The following is an 18,132-nucleotide window of genomic DNA, read 5'->3' as shown; positions in this document are numbered from 1 at the left end:
ACCCGTCCGCCTCACGCGTTACGACGTGCGGCAATCGCCTCGTACACCATGCCGACGAGCAGGTCGTCGGCGTCCCGGCGGCCGAACTCGGCGGCCGCGCGGGACATCTCGTACAGCCGGTGCGGATCCGCGAGCACCGGAAGGACGTTGCCCTGCACCCACTCGGGGGTGAGCGCCGCGTCGTCCACCAGCAGACCGCCGCCGGCGTTGACCACCGGCTGGGCGTTGAGCCGCTGTTCGCCGTTGCCGATGGGCAGCGGTACGTAGGCGGCGGGGAGCCCGACCGCGGAGAGTTCGGCGACGGTCATCGCACCCGCGCGGCAGAGCATCATGTCGGCCGCGGCGTACGCGAGATCCATCCGGTCCACGTACGGCACCGGGATGTAGGGCGGCATTCCGGGCATGTTGTCGACGCGCGGCAGTTCGTTCTTCGGGCCGACCACGTGCAGGATCTGGATCCCGGAGCGCTGCAGCAGCGGGGCGACCCGCTGGACCACCTCGTTGAGGTGGCGGGCGCCCTGCGAGCCGCCGGAGACCAGCAGCGTCGGCAGGTTGGGGTCGAGGCCGAAGGCGGCACGCGCCTCGGGGCGGACCCGGGCCCGGTCCAGGGTGGCGATGGTCCGGCGAAGCGGGATGCCGATGTAGCGGGCACCGCGCAGCTTGCTGTCGGGGGTGGAGACGGCGACCCCGTGGGCGTACCGCGAGCCGATCTTGTTGGCCAGGCCCGGCCGGGCGTTGGCCTCGTGGACGACGATCGGCACACCTGCCCGCTTGGCGGCGAGGTAGCCGGGCAGGGCGACATAGCCGCCGAAGCCGACCACGCAGTCCGCCTTGGTGCGTTCCAGGACCTGCTCGGCGGCCTTGATCGTGCCGCGCAGCCGTCCCGGGACGGTGATCAGTTCCGGAGTGGGCTTGCGCGGCAGCGGCACGGCCGGGATCAGGGCGAGTTCGTACCCCCGCTCGGGTACGAGCCTGGTCTCGAGTCCGCGCTCCGTGCCGAGGGCAGTGATTCCCACGGTCGGGTCCTGCCTGCGCAGGGCGTCCGCGAGGGCAAGCGCGGGCTCGATGTGGCCGGCGGTCCCCCCACCGGCGAGTACGACATGCACCGAAATTCACCGCTCTCCGGACGGACGCTTCTTGACGCGCCGTCTCATCGTCTTCCATCTCACCCCGGGCCTCCGCATGGCCAGGGCCGCCTTCGCGGCGGGATCCTCTCGCGCAAACGCGATCAGCAGCCCCACAGCGAACATGGTCGGCAGCAGGGCCGATCCTCCGTAGGAGAACAGCGGGAGCGGGACACCGGCGATCGGCAGCAGGCCGAGCACCGCACCAATGTTGATCACGGCCTGAACCATGATCCAGGTGGTCACACCTCCCGCGGCGTACCTCACGAAGGGATCCTCCGTGCGTCCGGCCACGCGGATACCCGCATAGCCTAGAGCCGCGAAGAGGGCGAGTACCGACAGCGTCCCCGCCAACCCCAGTTCCTCCCCGGTGATGGCGAAGATGAAGTCGGTGTGCGGTTCGGGCAGTTGACCCCATTTTTCCACACTTGCACCGAGTCCGGAACCGAACCATCCGCCGGACGCCAGAGCATAGATGCCGTGCACTGCCTGCCAGCAGGAATCCCCCGGGCCGGGTTCGCTGGCGCCGATGCAGGCGAGCCTGGACATCCGGTTCGGGCTGGTCTTGATCAGTACGAAGGCGATCGCTCCGGCGAAGGCGAGCACCCCGGCGAAGAGCCGGGTGGGTGCCCCCGCCAGCCAGAGCAGTCCGAACAGGATCGCAGTGAGAATGATCGCAGTGCCCATGTCACCACCGAGCATGATCAGCCCGAGGAGCATGAAGGCGACCGGGACGAGCGGCACGAGCATGTGCTTCCACTGCGTGAGCAGCCGTTTGTCCTGTTTACGGGCGAGCAGGTCCGCGCCCCACAGGACCAGGGCGAGCTTCCCGAACTCGCTGGGCTGGAGCTGGAAGGGGCCGCCCAGATAGAGCCAGTTCTGGTTGCCGTTGACCGACACCCCTATCCCCGGCACCTGAACCAGCACCATCAGGAAGACGGTTCCCATCAGCAGCGGATAGGCGGACGCCCGGTGCAGTTTGACGGGCATCCGGGCAGCGAGCGCCATCAGTCCGGCGCCGATGACGGCGGCGAGGAACTGTTTACGGAAGAAGTAGGTGCTGGGTTTGTCCAGCTCCAGGGCCTTGATCATCGAGGCGGAGTAGACCATCACCAGGCCGAGCACGGTGATCAGCAGGCTGGCGCCCAGGATCACGTAGTACGCGGTCAGAGGGCGGTCCCAGGTCCGGCGTGCCTGCTCGTACATCCGCCGCACGCCGCCGCCGCGGGGGGAGCGGGGGCTGCCGGTGGAGCGCCCCTTGGAGCGTGGCGCCGGGGGGCGCCGGGAGCCGGTGACCGACCGGACCCGCAGGGCGGGACCGAGGAGCGCCGGGGAGCCCGCACCCGCGAGCAGGGGCGGGGTGAGCGCCCGGCTGATCGCTGCGGTGGCCCGTGAGCGGTCCCCACGGGGCGCGGCAGAGCTCTCTTCGGCCGGCATAGTCGCTGTCCCCTCCACTGCTCGTGCCCGGGGCTGCTGCCAAGGGCCGGGGCCCGTGGCGCGGCCGCCCGCACCTGGTCCTCCGGGACAGTACGGCGCGGGGGCCGGGCCCGTCAGGCGCTCTCGGCGGCGAGCTCGCGGACCGCGTCCGCGAACGCCTCGCCCCGCTTGTTGTAATTGACGAACATGTCCATCGAGGCGCAGGCCGGGGCCATCAGTACGGTGTCCCCCGGCCGGGCGAGCCGTGCCGCCTCGCGGACCGCCTCGGCCATCGCCCCAGTGTCGGTCCGGTCGAGGTCGACCACCGGGACCTCGGGGGCGTGTCGCGCGAGGGCTTCGCGGATCAGGGCCCGGTCGCGGCCGATCAGTACGACGCCTCGCAGCCGCCCGGCCGCCCCGGTCACCAGCTCGTCGAAGGTGGCTCCCTTGGCGAGGCCACCGGCGATCCAGACGATCGGGTCGTAGGCCGCGAGGGAGGCCTCGGCGGCATGGGTGTTGGTGGCCTTGGAGTCGTCGATGTATGCGACCTGGGCGACGTCCGCGACATGCTCGATGCGGTGCGGGTCGGGGCGGAAGGCCCGCAGTCCGTCCCGTACGGCCGCGGGCTCGACGCCGAAGGCGCGGGCCAGGGCCGCGGCCGCCAGGGCGTTGGCGATGTTGTGCGGGGCCGGCGGGTTGACGTCGGTGACCTCGGCGAGCTCCTGAGCCTGCTTCTGCCGGTTCGGCACGAAGGCGCGGTCGACGAGGATGCCGTCGACGACGCCCAGTTGGGACGGGCCCGGTGTGGCCAGGGTGAAGCCGATGGCGCGGCAGCCCTCTTCGACGTCTGCCTCGCGGACCAGGTCCTCGGTCGCCCTCTCGGCCGCGTTGTAGACGCAGGCGATGCGGTTGCCCTCGTAGATCCGGCCCTTGTCCGCGACGTACGCCTCCATGGAGCCGTGCCAGTCGAGGTGGTCGGGGGCCAGGTTGAGGACTGCCGCGGAGTGGGCGCGCAGCGAGGGCGCCCAGTGCAGCTGGTAGCTGGACAGTTCGACGGCGAGTACGTCGTACTTCTCGTCGCCGAGGACGGCGTCAAGGAGGGAGACGCCGATGTTGCCGACGGCGGCGGTGCGCAGCCCGGCCGCCTCCAGGATCGAGGCGAGCATCCGTACGGTCGTGGTCTTGCCGTTGGTGCCGGTGACCGCGAGCCAGGGTGCCGCATCGGGGCCGCGCAGCCGCCAGGCGAGTTCGACGTCGCCCCAGACCGGGACGCCCGCCTCGGCGGCTGCGACGAAGAGCGGCTTGTCGGGCTTCCAGCCGGGGGTGGTGACGATGAGCTCGGTGGACTCGGGCAGGGTCGCCCCGTCGCCGAGGCGCACGGTGATGCCCTGCGCCTCCAGCTCCGCGGCCTGCGTACGGGAACGCTCGTCGTCCCCGTCGTTGACCACCGTGACGACGGCCCCGAGGCCGTGCAGCACCTTGGCCGCCGGGATTCCGGAGACTCCGAGTCCCGCGACGGTGACGCGCTTGCCCTGCCAGTCCTGGTTGCTCACTTCTCGGCTGCCCATCCTGCGTAGAAGAGACCGAGTCCGACGATCACGCACATGCCCTGGATGATCCAGAAGCGGACCACGACAAGGACCTCGGACCACCCCTTGAGTTCGAAGTGGTGCTGGAGCGGCGCCATCCGGAAGACCCGCTTACCGGTCATCTTGAAGGAGCCGACCTGGATGACCACGGACATGGTGATCATCACGAAGAGACCGCCGAGGACGGCCAGCAGGAGCTCCGTACGGGAGCAGATCGCCAGACCGGCGAGCGCGCCGCCGAGGGCGAGCGAGCCGGTGTCACCCATGAAGATCTTGGCGGGCGAGGTGTTCCACCACAGGAAGCCGAAGCAGGAGCCCATCAGCGCGGAGGCGACGACGGCGAGGTCGAGTGGGTCGCGTACCTCGAAACAGGCGTTGGGGTTGGTCAGGGTCTCCGCGTTGACGCAGGACTCCTGGAACTGCCACAGCCCGATGAAGGTGTACGCGCCGAAAACCATCACCGAGGCGCCGGTGGCCAGGCCGTCGAGGCCGTCCGTCAGGTTCACGCCGTTGGACATGGCGAGGATCATGAACAGCGCCCAGACGACGAACAGCACCGGGCCGATCGCCCAGCCGAAGTCCGTGACGAACGACAGCTTGGTGGAGGCCGGGGTGTTGCCGTGGGAGTCCGCGAACTGGAGCGAGAGCACCGCGAAGGCGACACCGACGATCAGCTGGCCCGCCATCTTCGCCTTGGCCCGCAGGCCCAGCGAACGCTGCTTGACGATCTTGATGTAGTCGTCGAGGAAGCCGACGAGGCCCATCCCGGCCATCAGGAAGAGCACCAGTACACCGGAGAACGTCATCGACTCGCCGGTGATCACCTTCGCGAGAATGTACGCGATGATCGTCGCCAGGATGAAGGCGATACCACCCATGGTGGGTGTGCCCTTCTTGGACCCGTGGGTGCGCGGGCCGTCGTCCCGGATGAACTGACCGTATCCCTTGCGGGCCAGCAGTTTGATCAGCAGCGGAGTTCCGACCAGGGTCAGGAAGAGCCCGATGGCCCCCGCGAACAGGATCTGCCTCATCGGCCGGCGACCTCGCCCTCGGACGCGTTCCCCAGCAGTGCCATGGCGACCTGCTCCAGGCCGACCGACCGGGACGCCTTCACCAGCACGACGTCTCCCGGGCGCAGTTCACTGCGCAACAGGTCGACCGCAGCCTGTGCGTCGGACACGTGCACCGACTCCTCACCCCACGAACCCTCGTTGTATGCGCCCAGTTGCAGCCAGGAGGCCTCTCTGCCCCCGACTGCGACGAGCTTGCTGACGTTGAGCCGGACGGCGAGCCGCCCGACCGCGTCGTGCTCGGCGAGCGAGGCGTCGCCCAGCTCGGCCATGGGGCCGAGCACCGCCCACGTACGCCGGCCCTTCCCCATGGCGGCCAGCGCACGCAGCGCCGCTCTCATGGATTCGGGGTTCGCGTTGTAGGCGTCGTTGACGATCGTCACGCCGTCCGGACGCTCGGTGACCTCCATGCGCCAGCGGGAGAGGGTGCCCGCCTCGGAGAGCCCTTCGGCGATCTCGTCTGCGGACAGTCCCAACTCATGGGCGACGGCGGCCGCGGCGAGCGCGTTCGACACGTGGTGCTCACCGTACAGGCGCATGGTCACGTCGCTGCACCCGGTGGGTGTGTGGAGCTTGAAAGCGGGGCGGCCGTCGTCGGTGAGACGGACGTTCTCGCCCCGTACGTCCGCTTCCGCGGCTTCGCCGAAGAGCAGCACCCGGGCTTTCGTACGGGAGGACATGGCGCGCACGAGCGGGTCGTCGGCGTTGAGGACGGCGAGGCCGTCCTCGGGCAGTGCCTCGACCATCTCGCCCTTGGCTTCGGCGATCTGCTCGCGGCCGCCGAACTCGCCGATGTGGGCGGTGCCGACGTTGAGGACGAGGCCGATCCGGGGCGGGACGAGGCCGGTGAGGTAACGGATGTCGCCGATGTAGCGTGCACCCATTTCGAGAACGAGGTGCTGGGTGTCCTCGGTGGCGCGCAGTGCGGTGAGCGGCAGGCCGATCTCGTTGTTGAGGTTGCCCGCCGGGTAGACGGTGGGCCCCTTGCGTTCGAGGAGCTGGGCGATGAGATCCTTGGTGGAGGTCTTGCCCGCGGAGCCGGTGAGGGCGACGACGGTGGTGCCCAGGCGGCCGACGACGGCGCGGGCGAGCGCGCCGAGCGCGGCCACGACGTCGTCGACGACGATCGCCGGAACACCGACGGGGCGGGCGGCCAGCACGGCTGCCGCGCCCGCCTCGACGGCGCCCTGCGCGAAGTCGTGGCCGTCGACCCGCTCGCCGGTGAAGGCTACGAACAGGCTGCCTTGCTTCACCTCTCGGGAGTCCATGACGACAGGCCCGCTGACGGTCGCTGCCGGATCCGGTATGTCGTATGACTGCCCGCCGACGATTTCGGCGATCTCGGCGAGGGAAAGGGCGATCACTTGGTCATCCCTGACTGTTGTTCTCGTGGGTGTGGGCGCGGTGGGTGGCACTCTCGGTGCCGCTGTGCCCCAGGGAGCGCTCGATGGCCGCGCGCAGGACCACGCGGTCGTCGAAGGGGCGTACCACGCCGTGGATGTCCTGGCCCTGCTCGTGGCCCTTGCCGGCGATCAGCACCGTGTCACCGGGCTCGGCGCGGGCGACCACGGTGGCGATGGCGGCGGCCCGGTCGGCGTCGACCAGGACGTCGCCCCGCTCGTGGACGGGCACCTCGGCGGCGCCCGCGAGCATTGCGGCGAGGATTCCGAGGGGGTCCTCGGAACGGGGGTTGTCGGAAGTCAGTACGGCGGTGTCGGCGAGGCGGGCCGCGGCGGCGCCCATCGGGCCGCGTTTGGTGGTGTCGCGGTCGCCGCCGCAGCCGAGGACGATGTGCAGCCTGCCCTCGGTGACCTTCCGCAGGGAGCGCAGCACGGATTCGACGGCGTCGGTCTTGTGCGCGTAGTCGACGACTGCGAGGTACGGCTGTCCTGCGTCGACGCGTTCCAGCCGGCCGGGGACGCCCGGAACGGCGGCGACACCGTCGGCCGCGGTCTGCGGGTCGAGGCCAGCGACGGCGAGCGTGACGATCGCGGCGAGGGTGTTGGCGACGTTGAACGGGCCGGGCAGCGGGGCCCTGGCGGTGATCCGCTCGTCCTTGGGGCCGACGACGGTGAAGGTGGAGCCCAGCGGCCCGACTTCGACGTCCTCGGCGCGCCAGTCGGCGTCCGGATGGCCCTCGGCGGAGAAGGTGACGACCGGGACGGATGCCTCGGTGACCAGCCTGCGGCCGTACTCGTCATCGAAGTTGACGACGCCCTGCCGGCTGCGCAGCGGGGTGAAGAGCTGCGCCTTGGCCTGGAAGTAGTCCTCCATTCCGGAGTGGAACTCCATGTGCTCCGGGCTGAGGTTGTTGAAGACCGCGACGTCGAAGACGCAGCCGTCGACCCGGCCGAGCACCAGGGCGTGGCTGGAAACCTCCATGGTCACCGAATCGACGCCGCGTTCGCGCATGACGGCGAACAGGGCCTGCAGGTCGGTGGCTTCGGGGGTGGTGCGCTCGGACTTGATGCGCTCGTCGCCGATCCGCGTCTCCACGGTGCCGATCAGCCCGGTGGCGCGCCCGGCGCCCCGGAAGCCGCCCTCGATGAGGTACGCGGTGGTGGTCTTGCCGGAGGTTCCGGTGATGCCGATCTGGAGGAGGTCGGCGCCGGGCCGTCCGTAGATCTCGGCGGCGAGTTCGCCCATCCGGCCGCGCGGGTCCTCGGTGACCAGCACCGGCAGCCCGGTGGCGGCTGCGCGCTCGGCGCCGTCCGGGTCGGTGAGGATCGTCGCCGCGCCGAGGCCGGCCGCTTGGGCGGCGAAGTCGGCGCCGTGGAAGCGGGCACCCGGCAGGGCCGCGTACACATCACCGGGGCGGACCGCCCGCGAGTCGTGGGTGATGCCGGTGACCTCGCCGGTTCCCGGCGGTTCGACTCCCAGCCGGGCCGCCAGCTCGCCGAGGGGCGTCGGCCTGAGCCGATCCGGGCGGGGCGCTCCCGGGTAGTTCACAGGGGCGTCCTTCTGGGTGGTTTGGAACTGATCAGCGTGGGGCACGGCGGTGAGCGTACCGGGCCCACCCGGCCTCTCGCGAAGTGAGGGGTCGGGGCCCTGCCGGTTCCCGTTCCGGTTCCCGGGATCGGGGGTGATGGTTGTCACTGGCTGCTATCCCCATGTTCACTCGCCGGGCTGGAAGGACACCGGCAGCTGGGCCGGCTTACTGCCGGACGGTGGCGTCTGGAGCGTCTTGAGTGCGAACTCCATGACCTGCTTGTAGATCGGTCCGCAGATCTGGCCGCCGAAGTAGCTGCCCTTGGTCGGGTTCTGAATCGCGCAGTAGACAGTGATCTGCGGGTTGTCGGCGGGTGCGAAGCCCGCGAAGGACGCGGTGTAGCCGCGGTAGCCGCCGCGTACCGGATCGACTCGGTTGGCCGTACCGGTCTTGCCGGCCACCCGGTAGCCCGGGATCTTGGCCTTCGTCCCGGTGCCCTCCTCGTCACCGACCACCGACTCCAGCATGGCGGCGAGCGACTTGGCGGTCTTCTCACTGACCACCCGGGTCCGTTCGGGAGCGTCGGCGGCCTTGAAGTGGCCGTCGGGGCCCTTGGTGCCGCGTACCAGCGTGGGCGCGACACGTACCCCGCCGTTGGCGATCGTCGAGTAGATGGAGGTGGCCTGCATGGCGTTGAGCGAGAGGCCCTGGCCGAACGGAATCGTGTACTGCTGCGAGGTCGACCAGTCCTCGGGCTTGGCGAGGATGCCGGGGGTCTCACCGGGGTAGTCGAGACCGGTCGGCGAGCCGATCCCGAATTTGCGCAGGTAGGAGTAGAGGACCTTGTTGGCCTCGGCCTGGGTCCTGCCGAGCTCTCCGGTGGCCAGAATCGTGCCGATGTTGCTCGACTTGGCGAGTACGCCGTTGAGCGTCAGGTACCAGGTGGGGTGGTCGATGTCGTCCTTGAAGAGCCGGTCGCCGCGGTGCAGCCGGTTGGGGACGGTGACGTGGGTGCCCGGGGTGGCCACCCCCTCTTCCAGCACGGCGGCCATGGACATGACCTTGCTGGTGGAGCCGGGCTCGTACACGTCCTGGAGCGCCGCATTGCCCAGCGACGCAGCGTCGGCCCGCGAGAGGTCATTGGGGTTGAAGCCGGGTGCGTTGGCCATGGCGAGGACCTCGCCGGTCCTGGTGTTCTGCACGACCACGTAACCGCGGTCCGCCTTGGACTTCTTCACCTGGTCGGTGATGGCCTTCTGGGCCGCCCACTGGATGTCGCGGTCGATGGTCAGCTCGATGTCGGCCCCGGCGACGGCCGGGACCTCCTTGGTGCCCGCGGTGGGCACCCGCCGGCCGCCGGACTGGGCGTACTTGATCTCGCCGTCCTCGCCCGCCAGCTCCTTGTCCAGCTGCAGTTCGAGGCCGCCCGCACCCTTGCCCTCGGCGTTGACATAACCGAGTACCCCGGCAGCGAGCCCTCCGTTGGGGTACACGCGTTTGGTGGTGGACTCCTGGAAGACCCCGGCCAGCACATTGGTCCCGGGACCGCCGGCCGCCTTGTCCTTCGCGGCCTTTTCGGCGAAGACGGACTTGAGGTCCTTGATCTGATTCCAGACCTGCGGGGTCTGGCGGCGGGCCAGGACGGTGTACCGGCCCTTTTTGGACAGTTTCGCGGTCAGCTCGGCGGCGTCGGCGCCGAGGATCGGGGCGAGGAGTGCCGCCGCCTGTCGGGGCGCGTCGGGGGCCTTGCTGAATTCGGGCGTGAACATCGACGGGTCGGCGGTGATGTCGTACGCGTCGACGCTGGTGGCCAGCGCGATACCGCTGCGGTCGGTGATCTGGCCGCGCTCGGCGGGGATCGTGTAGCTGAGGTAGCGGTTCTCCTTGGCCTTGGCCGCGTACGCATCGGCGTCGACGGCCTGGACCTGGAGGAGCCGGACGACGAACACCAGCATGACGAGCGTCAGGGCGAGGCTGACCAGGCGGAGCCTGGGGCGCGGGCTGCCGAGACGGAGGGGGCGCGCGGGCCGGTTGCGCGGTGGCGAGGAGGAGGGGCGGCGGGCGGCGGGCCGGGGGCGTCCCTGGCCTCCTGCGGCGCTGCGGGGGCGCGCGGGGCCGGGGACCCGGCGGCGCGGTGGTTCCTTGGGAGACACTGCGTCACCTGCCGGGGCTCGTCGAGGGCTGGTCTGCCGGGGTACGCGGGGCCGCGGAGGTGCTGGGCCTCACGGCGGCACCCGAAGGGGCGGCCGGTGCCGAGGGCGAGCCGGTGGCCGGCGTGGGTGCGCCGACGGACGGTGCGGTCGCGGGGGGCTTCTCGGGGGTACTGGGCTTCCGTGGCAGCGCTGCGGAAGTCGGCTCGGCGCTGGCCTCAGCGGGTACGCCGCGGACCTTACCGTTCGCGTCGAGGAAGGCGGGGCTGCCACCTGGCACCATGCCCAGTTCGCGGGCGCGCCGCTCCAGGGCATCCGGCTTGGAGTAGTTGTCGACGTCGTTCTGGAGGGCCTGCTGCTCGTCGGTGAGCTCCGTGGTCCGCTTCTTCAGCTCGCTCAGCCTGAAAGATCCTTCGTTGAGGGCCGAGTTGAGCACCAGGAGGGTGATCAGACCGCCGCCGAGGAGCAGCACGACCAAGAGGACGAAGGGGGTACGGGCCGCCTTGCTGGGCCCTGACGGCATCAGCCGGGCGAGCCGCGCCGCCCGCCCTTTCAACTGACCGGCCGGTTTGCTCACCGCGCTGCCCCGGGCGTCGCCGGCGTCCGGGTTCCCGGACGCCGGACGCTCATCGTTCCTCCTCGCGGATCCGCTGGGCGCCGCGCAGCCTGGCGGGAGCGGCGCGCCGGTTCTCGGCGACCTCCTCCTCCGTGGGCAGCTCCGCGCCGCGGGTCAGCAGCTTCAGCCGGGGCTGATAGCGCTCGGGCACGACCGGCAGTCCGGGCGGCGCCGTGGTGGCGGCGCCCGCCGCGAAGACCTGCTTGACCAACCGGTCCTCCAGCGAGTGGTACGAGAGGACGGCGATACGGCCGCCGACCGCGAGGCTCTGCACAGCGGCCGGAATGGCCCGCTCCAGGACGGTGAGCTCGCCGTTGACCTCGATGCGCAGCGCCTGGAAGGTGCGCTTGGCAGGGTTGCCGCCGGTTCGCTTGGCGGCCTGCGGCAGCGAGTCACGGATCAGCTCGACGAGCCGAGCGCTGTTGCTGAACGGCTCCTTCTCGCGCTCGCGCACGATCGCGGAGACGATCCGCTTGGCCTGCTTCTCCTCGCCGTACGCCCGCAGGATCCGTACCAGTTCGCCCGGCGGGTAGGTATTGAGCACCTCGGCGGCGCCTATGCCGGTCGTCTGGTCCATGCGCATGTCGAGCGGGGCGTCCTGCGCATACGCGAATCCGCGGTCGGCCTCGTCCAGCTGCATGGAGGAGACACCGAGGTCGAACAGGACGCCCTGGACCTTGGGGATGCCGAGCCTGGCGAGCACCTCGGGCAGTTCGTCGTAGACCGCGTGCACCAGGGTGGCCCGGTCTCCGTACGGGGCGAGCCGCTCGCCGGAGAGCCGCAGCGCCTCCTTGTCCCGGTCCAGCGCGATCAGCCGCGCGGAGGGGAAGGCGGAGAGCAGCGCCTCGCTGTGTCCGCCGAGGCCGAGGGTGCAGTCGACGACCACGGGCTGCGGCGGGCCGGGCGCCTCCAGAGCCGGGGCCAACAGGTCCAGGCACCGCTGGAGCATCACCGGGACGTGTCGGGTCTGGCTCATGCGCCCTCTCAGGCTCAGGTCCCGTGTGGCTGTACGTACGACCTGGTCCCCGCCCGCTCAGAAGGGGAGGTCGGCCGATGCCGGGGAAGGGGCACCGGTCGACCGGCGAGCGGGAGAGGGCCGGACCGTACGTACGCCGCGCACACGGAGGAAATCTACGGAATGTGCAGGGTGTCGTACCTTCCCGTCACTTTAGTCCACCCTGCCATTCGATCGATTCCCGATCAATCAACCTGGCAGCGCGTCGCCCCGCCCGCTGTTCAGCCGGCCGCCTGAACAGCTGTGACGCTTGTGGGGTGCCTCACAACAAGCCCCGTTGACGTTCTTTGTCCCTTCTCACAGCACGACGGGACCAGGGGCGAGAGCTAACGTCATATCCATGTCGACTTCCGCGCACTCCCCCAGCGGGTCTTACGCACCCGCTGCCGACCAGGCCCGCACCCCCGGGGGCACGGTCACCGACCGCCTGGTCGAGGCGAACGTCCGGTACGCCGCCGAATTCAACGACCCGGGCATGGACGCCAAGCCGGTGCTGCGCGTCGCCGTGGTCGCCTGCATGGACGCCCGGCTCGACCTGCACGACGCCCTGGGTCTCTCGCTCGGCGACTGCCACACCATCCGCAACGCGGGCGGCGTGGTCACCGATGACGTGATCCGTTCGCTGACCATCAGCCAGCGGGCTCTCGGCACCCGCAGCGTCATTCTCATTCATCACACGAATTGCGGCCTGGAATCGATCACCGAGGAATTCCGCCAAGAGCTCGAGGCGGAGGTCGGCCAGCGTCCGGTCTGGGCGGTCGAGGCGTACAAGGACGCCGACCAGGACGTACGTCAGTCGATGCAGCGCGTGCGCACCTCGCCGTTCCTGCTGCACACCGACGACGTCCGAGGCTTCGTCTTCGATGTGACCAGCGGCTTGCTGCGCGAGATCCTTCCCTCTTCCTGACCACCGGGACGGTGTTCGTCGGGAACCGATAACCCCACCGACTCCGACATATCGCCCCCACTTATCCACAGGCGAGTGACACGAAGCGGTAACGGCAACAAGAATGCGCATGTGACATCTCGCCGGACGTGTCCGGAGGGGTGTCCGTGTTTCGGGGTGGGCCGGGCCGCTACGTGCGCGTCGGTCCCTGAATGAGGTATCCCCTGCTCCTGGCGAGCGTGGGGCAGGGCCGAGGAGGGCCGGGTGACGACCTATGACGATCGAGCGAGCCTCACAGATCTGACCACGACTGCGGAGCGGGTGCGCAGGTCGGTGGAGAGTGTGATCGAGGGCAAGCCCGAGGTCGTACGGCTTTCGCTGACCGTGCTGCTGGCGGAGGGACATCTCCTCATCGAGGATGTCCCCGGGGTCGGCAAGACGATGCTGGCCAAGGCGCTGGCGCGGTCCATCGACTGTTCGGTGCGGCGCATTCAGTTCACACCGGACCTGCTGCCTTCGGACATCACCGGTGTGTCCGTCTTCGACCAGCACCGGCGCGACTTCGAATTCAAACCGGGCGCGATCTTCGCTCAGATCGTGATCGGCGACGAGATCAACCGGGCCTCGCCGAAGACCCAGTCGGCGCTGCTGGAGTCGATGGAGGAGCGCCAGGTCACCATCGACGGGCACACGTACGAGTTGCCCGACCCGTTCATGGTGGTGGCCACCCAGAACCCGGTGGAGATGGAGGGCACCTATCCGCTGCCCGAAGCCCAGCGCGACCGGTTCATGGCCCGGGTGTCGATCGGCTATCCGAGTGCGGACGCCGAGCTGCAGATGCTCGATGTGCACGGCGGGATCTCGCCGCTCGACGATCTGCAGCCGGTGGCGCACGCGCACGACATAGTGAAGCTGATCGACGCTGTGCGGACGGTGCATGTGGCCGATGCCGTGCGGCGGTACGCGGTGCAGCTCGTCGGCGCCACCCGCAGCCATCCCGATCTCCGGCTCGGCGCCTCGCCGCGAGCCACCCTGCATCTACTGCGCGCAGCGAAGGCCTCCGCGGCACTGAGCGGCCGGGACTACTGCCTGCCGGACGATGTGCAGGCGCTGGCGGTCGCGGTGCTCGCGCACCGGCTGCTGCCGACGGCCCAGGCCCAGCTGAACCGTCGTACCGCCGAGCACGTTGTGCTGGAGATCCTGCAGCAGACACCGGTACCCACCGCCGATGGCGGCGCCCGGGTGCAGCCCCAGCACCACCCGGGCCGTCCGGCGTACGGCCGGCAGCAGCCCGGCGTACGGCGGGTGTGATGACTTCCGGGGGGCCGGCCACGATGGACGACGGCGACGACAAGGGCGGTCTGCGGGCCGCTCTGAGCGGGCTGACCACACGCGGGCGGTCCTTCCTCGCAGCCGGTATTGCCGCGGTGATCTGCGCATATGTGCTGGGACAGGCGGATCTGCTGCGGGTCGGGCTACTGCTCGCCGCGCTGCCGCTCGTCTGTGTCGTGGTGCTCTTCCGCACCCGTTACCGGGTCGCGGGCACCCGGCGGCTCTCGCCGTCCCGGGTGCCCGCGGGCGCGGAGGCTCGGGTCCATCTGCGGATGGAGAACGTGTCGCGGCTGCCGACCGGGCTGTTGATGCTGCAGGACCGGGTTCCCTATGTGCTCGGGCCGCGGCCCCGGTTCGTGCTGGACCGGGTGGAGGCGGGTGGCCGTAGCGAGGTCTCGTACAGGGTGCGGTCGGATCTGCGCGGGCGCTATCCGCTGGGGCCGCTGCAGCTGCGGCTGAGCGATCCGTTCGGGATGTGCGAGCTGACCCGTTCGTTCAGCGCGTACGACACCCTTGTCGTCATTCCACGGACCGAGCCTCTGCCGCCGGTACGACTGGCGGGCGAGGCCTCGGGGTACGGCGAGGGACGGCAGCGTTCGCCGGCGCTGGCCGGCGACGACGACGTGATCCCGCGCGGCTACCGGCACGGCGACGATCTGCGTCGGGTCCACTGGCGCTCCACCGCACGCTACGGCGAACTGATGGTGCGCCGCGAGGAGCAGCCGCAGCGGGCCAGATGCACGGTGCTGCTGGACACTCGGCGGATCGCCTATCAGGGGGCGGGGCCCGACTCCGCCTTCGAGTGGGCGGTGTCCGGTGCGGCGTCCGCGCTGGTGCACATGCTGGAGCGCGGCTTCGCGGTCCGGCTGCTGACCGACGACGGGAACGCGGTTCCGGGCGAGGGCGAAGGTGGCTTCGCCGGATCGACGCAGGAGTCCGCGGACTCCGCGGGTCTGATGATGGACACCCTGGCGGTGGTCGACCACTCCGACGGGGGCGGTCTGTCACGTGCGTACGACGTGATGCGCGGCGGCAACGAAGGGCTGCTGATCGCGTTCTTCGGTGATCTGGACGAGAAGCAGGCGGCAGTGGCGGCCCGGATGCGGCAGCGCAGTGGCGGCGCGGTCGCGTTCGTACTGGACAGCACGGCCTGGGTGCAGGGCACCGCCCCGCCCACGAGGGCGGACACGGCGTTCGAGCGGCGGCTGCGGCTGCTGCGCGAATCGGGCTGGACGGCGGTGGCGGTGGCGCCGGGGACCGGTCTCGCCCGGTATTGGCAGCAGGCGGGGCACCAGGGACTGGCGACACAGTCCGCTGCCGTCGACGGCATCACAGGTGGCACGACAGGTATCTCCGGGGGATGGTCATGAGCGGTCGTGGTCGGCTGACGCTGTGTGCCTTCGCGGCGACGCTGATGGCGGCGGGCTCGATGCTGCCGCTGGTCGAACCGGCCGGGTGGATTCTGCAGGCCGCGTTTCTGCTGGCGGTCCAGAGCGGGATGGGTACGCTCGCCCGCCGGATTCCCATGCCCCGGATGCTGATCGTCGCGGCGCAGACGCTGGTCACGCTGGTTCTGCTGACGGTGGTGTTCGCCAGGACTCAGGCGCTGGCCGGTGTCCTGCCAGGTCCGGAGGCCGTCCAGCGGCTCGCGGATCTGCTGGTGTCGGGCGCCGAGGATGTCGGGAGATTCGCTGCTCCGGCGCCCACGACGGACGGCATCCGGCTGATGCTGATCGGCGGTGTGCTGCTGGTCGGCCTGGTCGTGGACGCCCTCGCGGTGACGTTCCGCAGCGCGGCCCCGGCCGGTCTGCCGCTCCTCGCGCTGTACTCGGTCGCCGCGGGACTTTCCGAGGGTGGAGCGGACTGGCTCTGGTTCCTGCTCGCCGCCGGTGGCTATCTGCTGCTTCTCCTGGCGGAGGGCCAGGACCGGCTCTCCCAGTGGGGGCGGGTCTTCAGCGGCGCGGCCAGATCCCCGAGCGGTTCGGCGGTCGGTGCGGCGATCTCCGGCAGCCGCCCGGCGGCCCCGGTCCGCACCGGACGCCGCGTCGGTGCGCTGGCGCTGGGGATCTCACTGGTCGTACCGGCGGCGCTGCCGGCGCTCGACAGCGGTCTGCTGGCCGGTACGGGCGGCTCGAACGGCAAGGGGAGCGGCGGCGGCACCATCTCCGCGGTCAACCCCCTGGTCTCGTTGCAGAACAATCTGAACCAGCCGGAGAACCGGGAGGTGATGTCCTACCGCACCAACTCGGGTGACCCGCAGGGCTTCTACCTGCGGATCCTGGCCTTGGACCAGTTCAACGGAAACGAGTGGCGGCCCTCCACACGCCGTCTGGAGGATGTGCCGAAGCGGCTCCCGACCCCAAATGGTCTCGGCCCGGACGTCATGGTCACGGAGATCAGGTCGAACATCTCCGCGTCCCGTTCGTACCAGCAGAGCTATCTGCCGCTCCCTTATCCCGCGACCGAGGTCAGGATCGGCGGGCGCTGGCGGTACGAGCCGATGGGGCGGACGCTCGTCGGTGACCGCGGGGAGACGACCCGCGGAGCGCAGTACCAGGTCTCCAGTCTGATGGTCCAGCCGACCGCGGATCAGCTCGCCGCGGCAGGCACCCCGCCGGCCGCTCTGCAGCGCGAGTACACCCATGTTCCCGGCTCCCTGCCGAAGGTGGTCAGGCAGACTGCGGACAGGGTGACGAAGGGCGCCGCCAACAACTACGAGCGTGCGGTGAAGCTGCAGAACTTCTTCGCCTCTGACGGCGGCTTCACCTACAACACCTCGGTGAACTCTGGCACCGGGAGCGCGGCGATCGGCCGGTTCCTGAAGGACAAGCAGGGCTTCTGCGTCCACTTCTCGTTCACGATGGCCGCGATGGCGCGGACGCTGGGTATTCCGGCCCGGGTCGCAGTGGGCTTCACTCCTGGCACTGCGCAGCAGAACGGTTCGGTGTCGGTGGGGCTGCGCGATGCGCATGCCTGGCCCGAGCTGTATTTCGAGGGCGTCGGGTGGACCCGCTTCGAACCGACCCCGGCGCGGGGCACCGTCCCCTCCTACACCCAGCCGGACGCCCCGGCCGGCGGCACATCCGACCCGGCCCGGCCCGAGAGGGGCGTCTCGGCCGCGCCGACGGCCGCGCCGTCCGTCTCGGACAGCTGCCCGGCCCAGATGCGCAAGCAGGGCGAGTGCGGCAACTCGGTGGCGCCGGGGGTGGTCGCTCCGACGGATTCCGGGACGCCGACAGGCACAGTCCTCGGTCTGGTCCTGGTCGCCCTGGTGATCCTGACGCTGCCGTTGCTGCCAATGCTCTGGCGGCTTCGGGCGCGCAGGCGCAGGCTGAGTTTCTCCGCCGGACGTACGCCGGCCGATGCGACGGCCAGAACGCTGGCGGCCTGGCGGGAGATCATCGACACCGCGTGGGACCACGGCATCGAGCCGGACGGCTCCCAGACCCCGCGCAAGGCGGCTGCCCGGGTGGTGCGGCTGGGGCAGCTCGCCCCCGACGAGGCCGCCGCGGTACACCGGGTGGCGGGGGCGGTGGAGCAGGTGCTCTACGCCCCGGAGCCCCGGTCGGGTACCGGGCTCGCCGAAGACGTGGAGACGGTACGGGTCGGACTTCGGGCGTCGGTCGGCCGGTTCGCCCGGTTCCACGCAGTCGCGGCGCCGCGTTCGGCCGTTCGGGTGATCTGGGCGGCCTCGGACCGCTGGGCGGCGTTCACCGGCAGGTGGGCGGCGCGGTGGAGCCGGGACCGGTCGACGGGTTGGCTGCGGCGGCCGTCCCGCCACCAGGGGTGACGGGGGCGTGGCCGACGGCCCGCCTCTGTCCTCCATCGCCGGGCGGGGCCGGTAGGCGCCGACCCCGCCCGGCGGCCTCTCGCCCCGGCAGCGACGGGCTTGGAGCTTTCTGGCCCGCCCGGCAGTCCCTCGCCCTGAGACAGCCGGACAGGTTTGGCGCTTGTTCGAGCCTGCCCGGCGATTGAGAGCAACGGCGGGCCGAAGGCGGCCCCGGA

General features: G+C 70.5%; 13 protein-coding genes. 4 read left to right on the top strand and 9 right to left on the bottom strand.

Annotated elements, in window-relative coordinates; genetic code table 11:
* Positions 1–11 precede the first annotated feature (11 nt).
* The 9 genes from murG to rsmH all read right to left on the bottom strand — a co-directional run bounded on the left by murG (position 12) and on the right by rsmH (position 11,870).
* A complete protein-coding gene (murG, locus tag ACH4EW_RS21485; protein ID WP_266361976.1) occupies positions 12–1,106 on the bottom strand; it encodes an undecaprenyldiphospho-muramoylpentapeptide beta-N-acetylglucosaminyltransferase in 1,095 nt (364 codons plus the stop codon).
* 6 nt (positions 1,107–1,112) lie between these two features.
* Positions 1,113–2,561: a putative lipid II flippase FtsW gene (ftsW, locus tag ACH4EW_RS21480; RefSeq protein ID WP_398259141.1), complete on the bottom strand. Its 1,449-nt coding sequence runs from the start codon at positions 2,559–2,561 to the stop codon at positions 1,113–1,115.
* A gap of 113 nt (positions 2,562–2,674) precedes the next feature.
* A complete protein-coding gene (gene murD, locus ACH4EW_RS21475) occupies positions 2,675–4,108 on the bottom strand; it encodes a UDP-N-acetylmuramoyl-L-alanine--D-glutamate ligase (RefSeq protein ID WP_398259139.1) in 1,434 nt (477 codons plus the stop codon).
* Entirely contained in the window at positions 4,090–5,160 is a 1,071-nt protein-coding gene (gene mraY / locus ACH4EW_RS21470) for a phospho-N-acetylmuramoyl-pentapeptide-transferase (protein WP_398259137.1), read from the bottom strand. Before mraY ends, murD begins: the two co-directional genes overlap by 19 nt.
* Entirely contained in the window at positions 5,157–6,563 is a 1,407-nt protein-coding gene (gene murF / locus ACH4EW_RS21465; protein WP_398259135.1) for a UDP-N-acetylmuramoyl-tripeptide--D-alanyl-D-alanine ligase, read from the bottom strand. The genes mraY and murF overlap by 4 nt, the downstream gene beginning before the upstream one ends.
* A gap of 4 nt (positions 6,564–6,567) precedes the next feature.
* Positions 6,568–8,295, bottom strand: coding sequence for a UDP-N-acetylmuramoyl-L-alanyl-D-glutamate--2,6-diaminopimelate ligase (locus ACH4EW_RS21460; RefSeq protein WP_398259133.1), 1,728 nt, complete (start codon positions 8,293–8,295; stop codon positions 6,568–6,570).
* Positions 8,296–8,313: 18 nt separating this feature from the next.
* Positions 8,314–10,281, bottom strand: a complete 1,968-nt coding sequence (locus tag ACH4EW_RS21455; RefSeq protein ID WP_398259131.1) for a peptidoglycan D,D-transpeptidase FtsI family protein — start codon at positions 10,279–10,281, stop codon at positions 8,314–8,316.
* Positions 10,282–10,285: 4 nt separating this feature from the next.
* Complete coding sequence (locus ACH4EW_RS21450) at positions 10,286–10,855, bottom strand: septum formation initiator family protein (protein ID WP_398259129.1); 570 nt, start codon at positions 10,853–10,855, stop codon at positions 10,286–10,288.
* A gap of 49 nt (positions 10,856–10,904) precedes the next feature.
* Positions 10,905–11,870: a 16S rRNA (cytosine(1402)-N(4))-methyltransferase RsmH gene (gene rsmH, locus ACH4EW_RS21445; RefSeq protein WP_351258542.1), complete on the bottom strand. Its 966-nt coding sequence runs from the start codon at positions 11,868–11,870 to the stop codon at positions 10,905–10,907.
* A gap of 379 nt (positions 11,871–12,249) precedes the next feature.
* Between rsmH and ACH4EW_RS21440 the strand changes: the two genes are divergently transcribed.
* The 4 genes from ACH4EW_RS21440 to ACH4EW_RS21425 all read left to right on the top strand — a co-directional run bounded on the left by ACH4EW_RS21440 (position 12,250) and on the right by ACH4EW_RS21425 (position 17,917).
* The gene (locus ACH4EW_RS21440; protein WP_398259127.1) at positions 12,250–12,816 is read left to right on the top strand and encodes a beta-class carbonic anhydrase; all 567 of its coding nucleotides are present in this window, start codon (positions 12,250–12,252) and stop codon (positions 12,814–12,816) included.
* A gap of 243 nt (positions 12,817–13,059) precedes the next feature.
* Entirely contained in the window at positions 13,060–14,106 is a 1,047-nt protein-coding gene (locus ACH4EW_RS21435) for an AAA family ATPase (RefSeq protein WP_398259125.1), read from the top strand.
* On the top strand, positions 14,106–15,497 hold the full coding sequence (locus ACH4EW_RS21430) for a DUF58 domain-containing protein (protein ID WP_398259123.1): 1,392 nt from the start codon (positions 14,106–14,108) through the stop codon (positions 15,495–15,497). Before ACH4EW_RS21435 ends, ACH4EW_RS21430 begins: the two co-directional genes overlap by 1 nt.
* Positions 15,494–17,917 carry a DUF3488 and DUF4129 domain-containing transglutaminase family protein gene (locus tag ACH4EW_RS21425; protein ID WP_398259121.1) on the top strand — a complete coding sequence of 808 codons (2,424 nt, stop codon included), beginning with the start codon at positions 15,494–15,496 and terminating at the stop codon, positions 17,915–17,917. The genes ACH4EW_RS21430 and ACH4EW_RS21425 overlap by 4 nt, the downstream gene beginning before the upstream one ends.
* Positions 17,918–18,132 lie beyond the last annotated feature (215 nt).

Origin of the sequence: Streptomyces sp. NPDC018000 (genome assembly GCF_044328025.1) — a bacterium.
Classification (GTDB): Bacteria; Actinomycetota; Actinomycetes; order Streptomycetales; family Streptomycetaceae; genus Streptomyces.
Note: the sequence above shows the minus strand (reverse complement) of the source record. Positions and strands in the feature narration are given on the sequence as shown.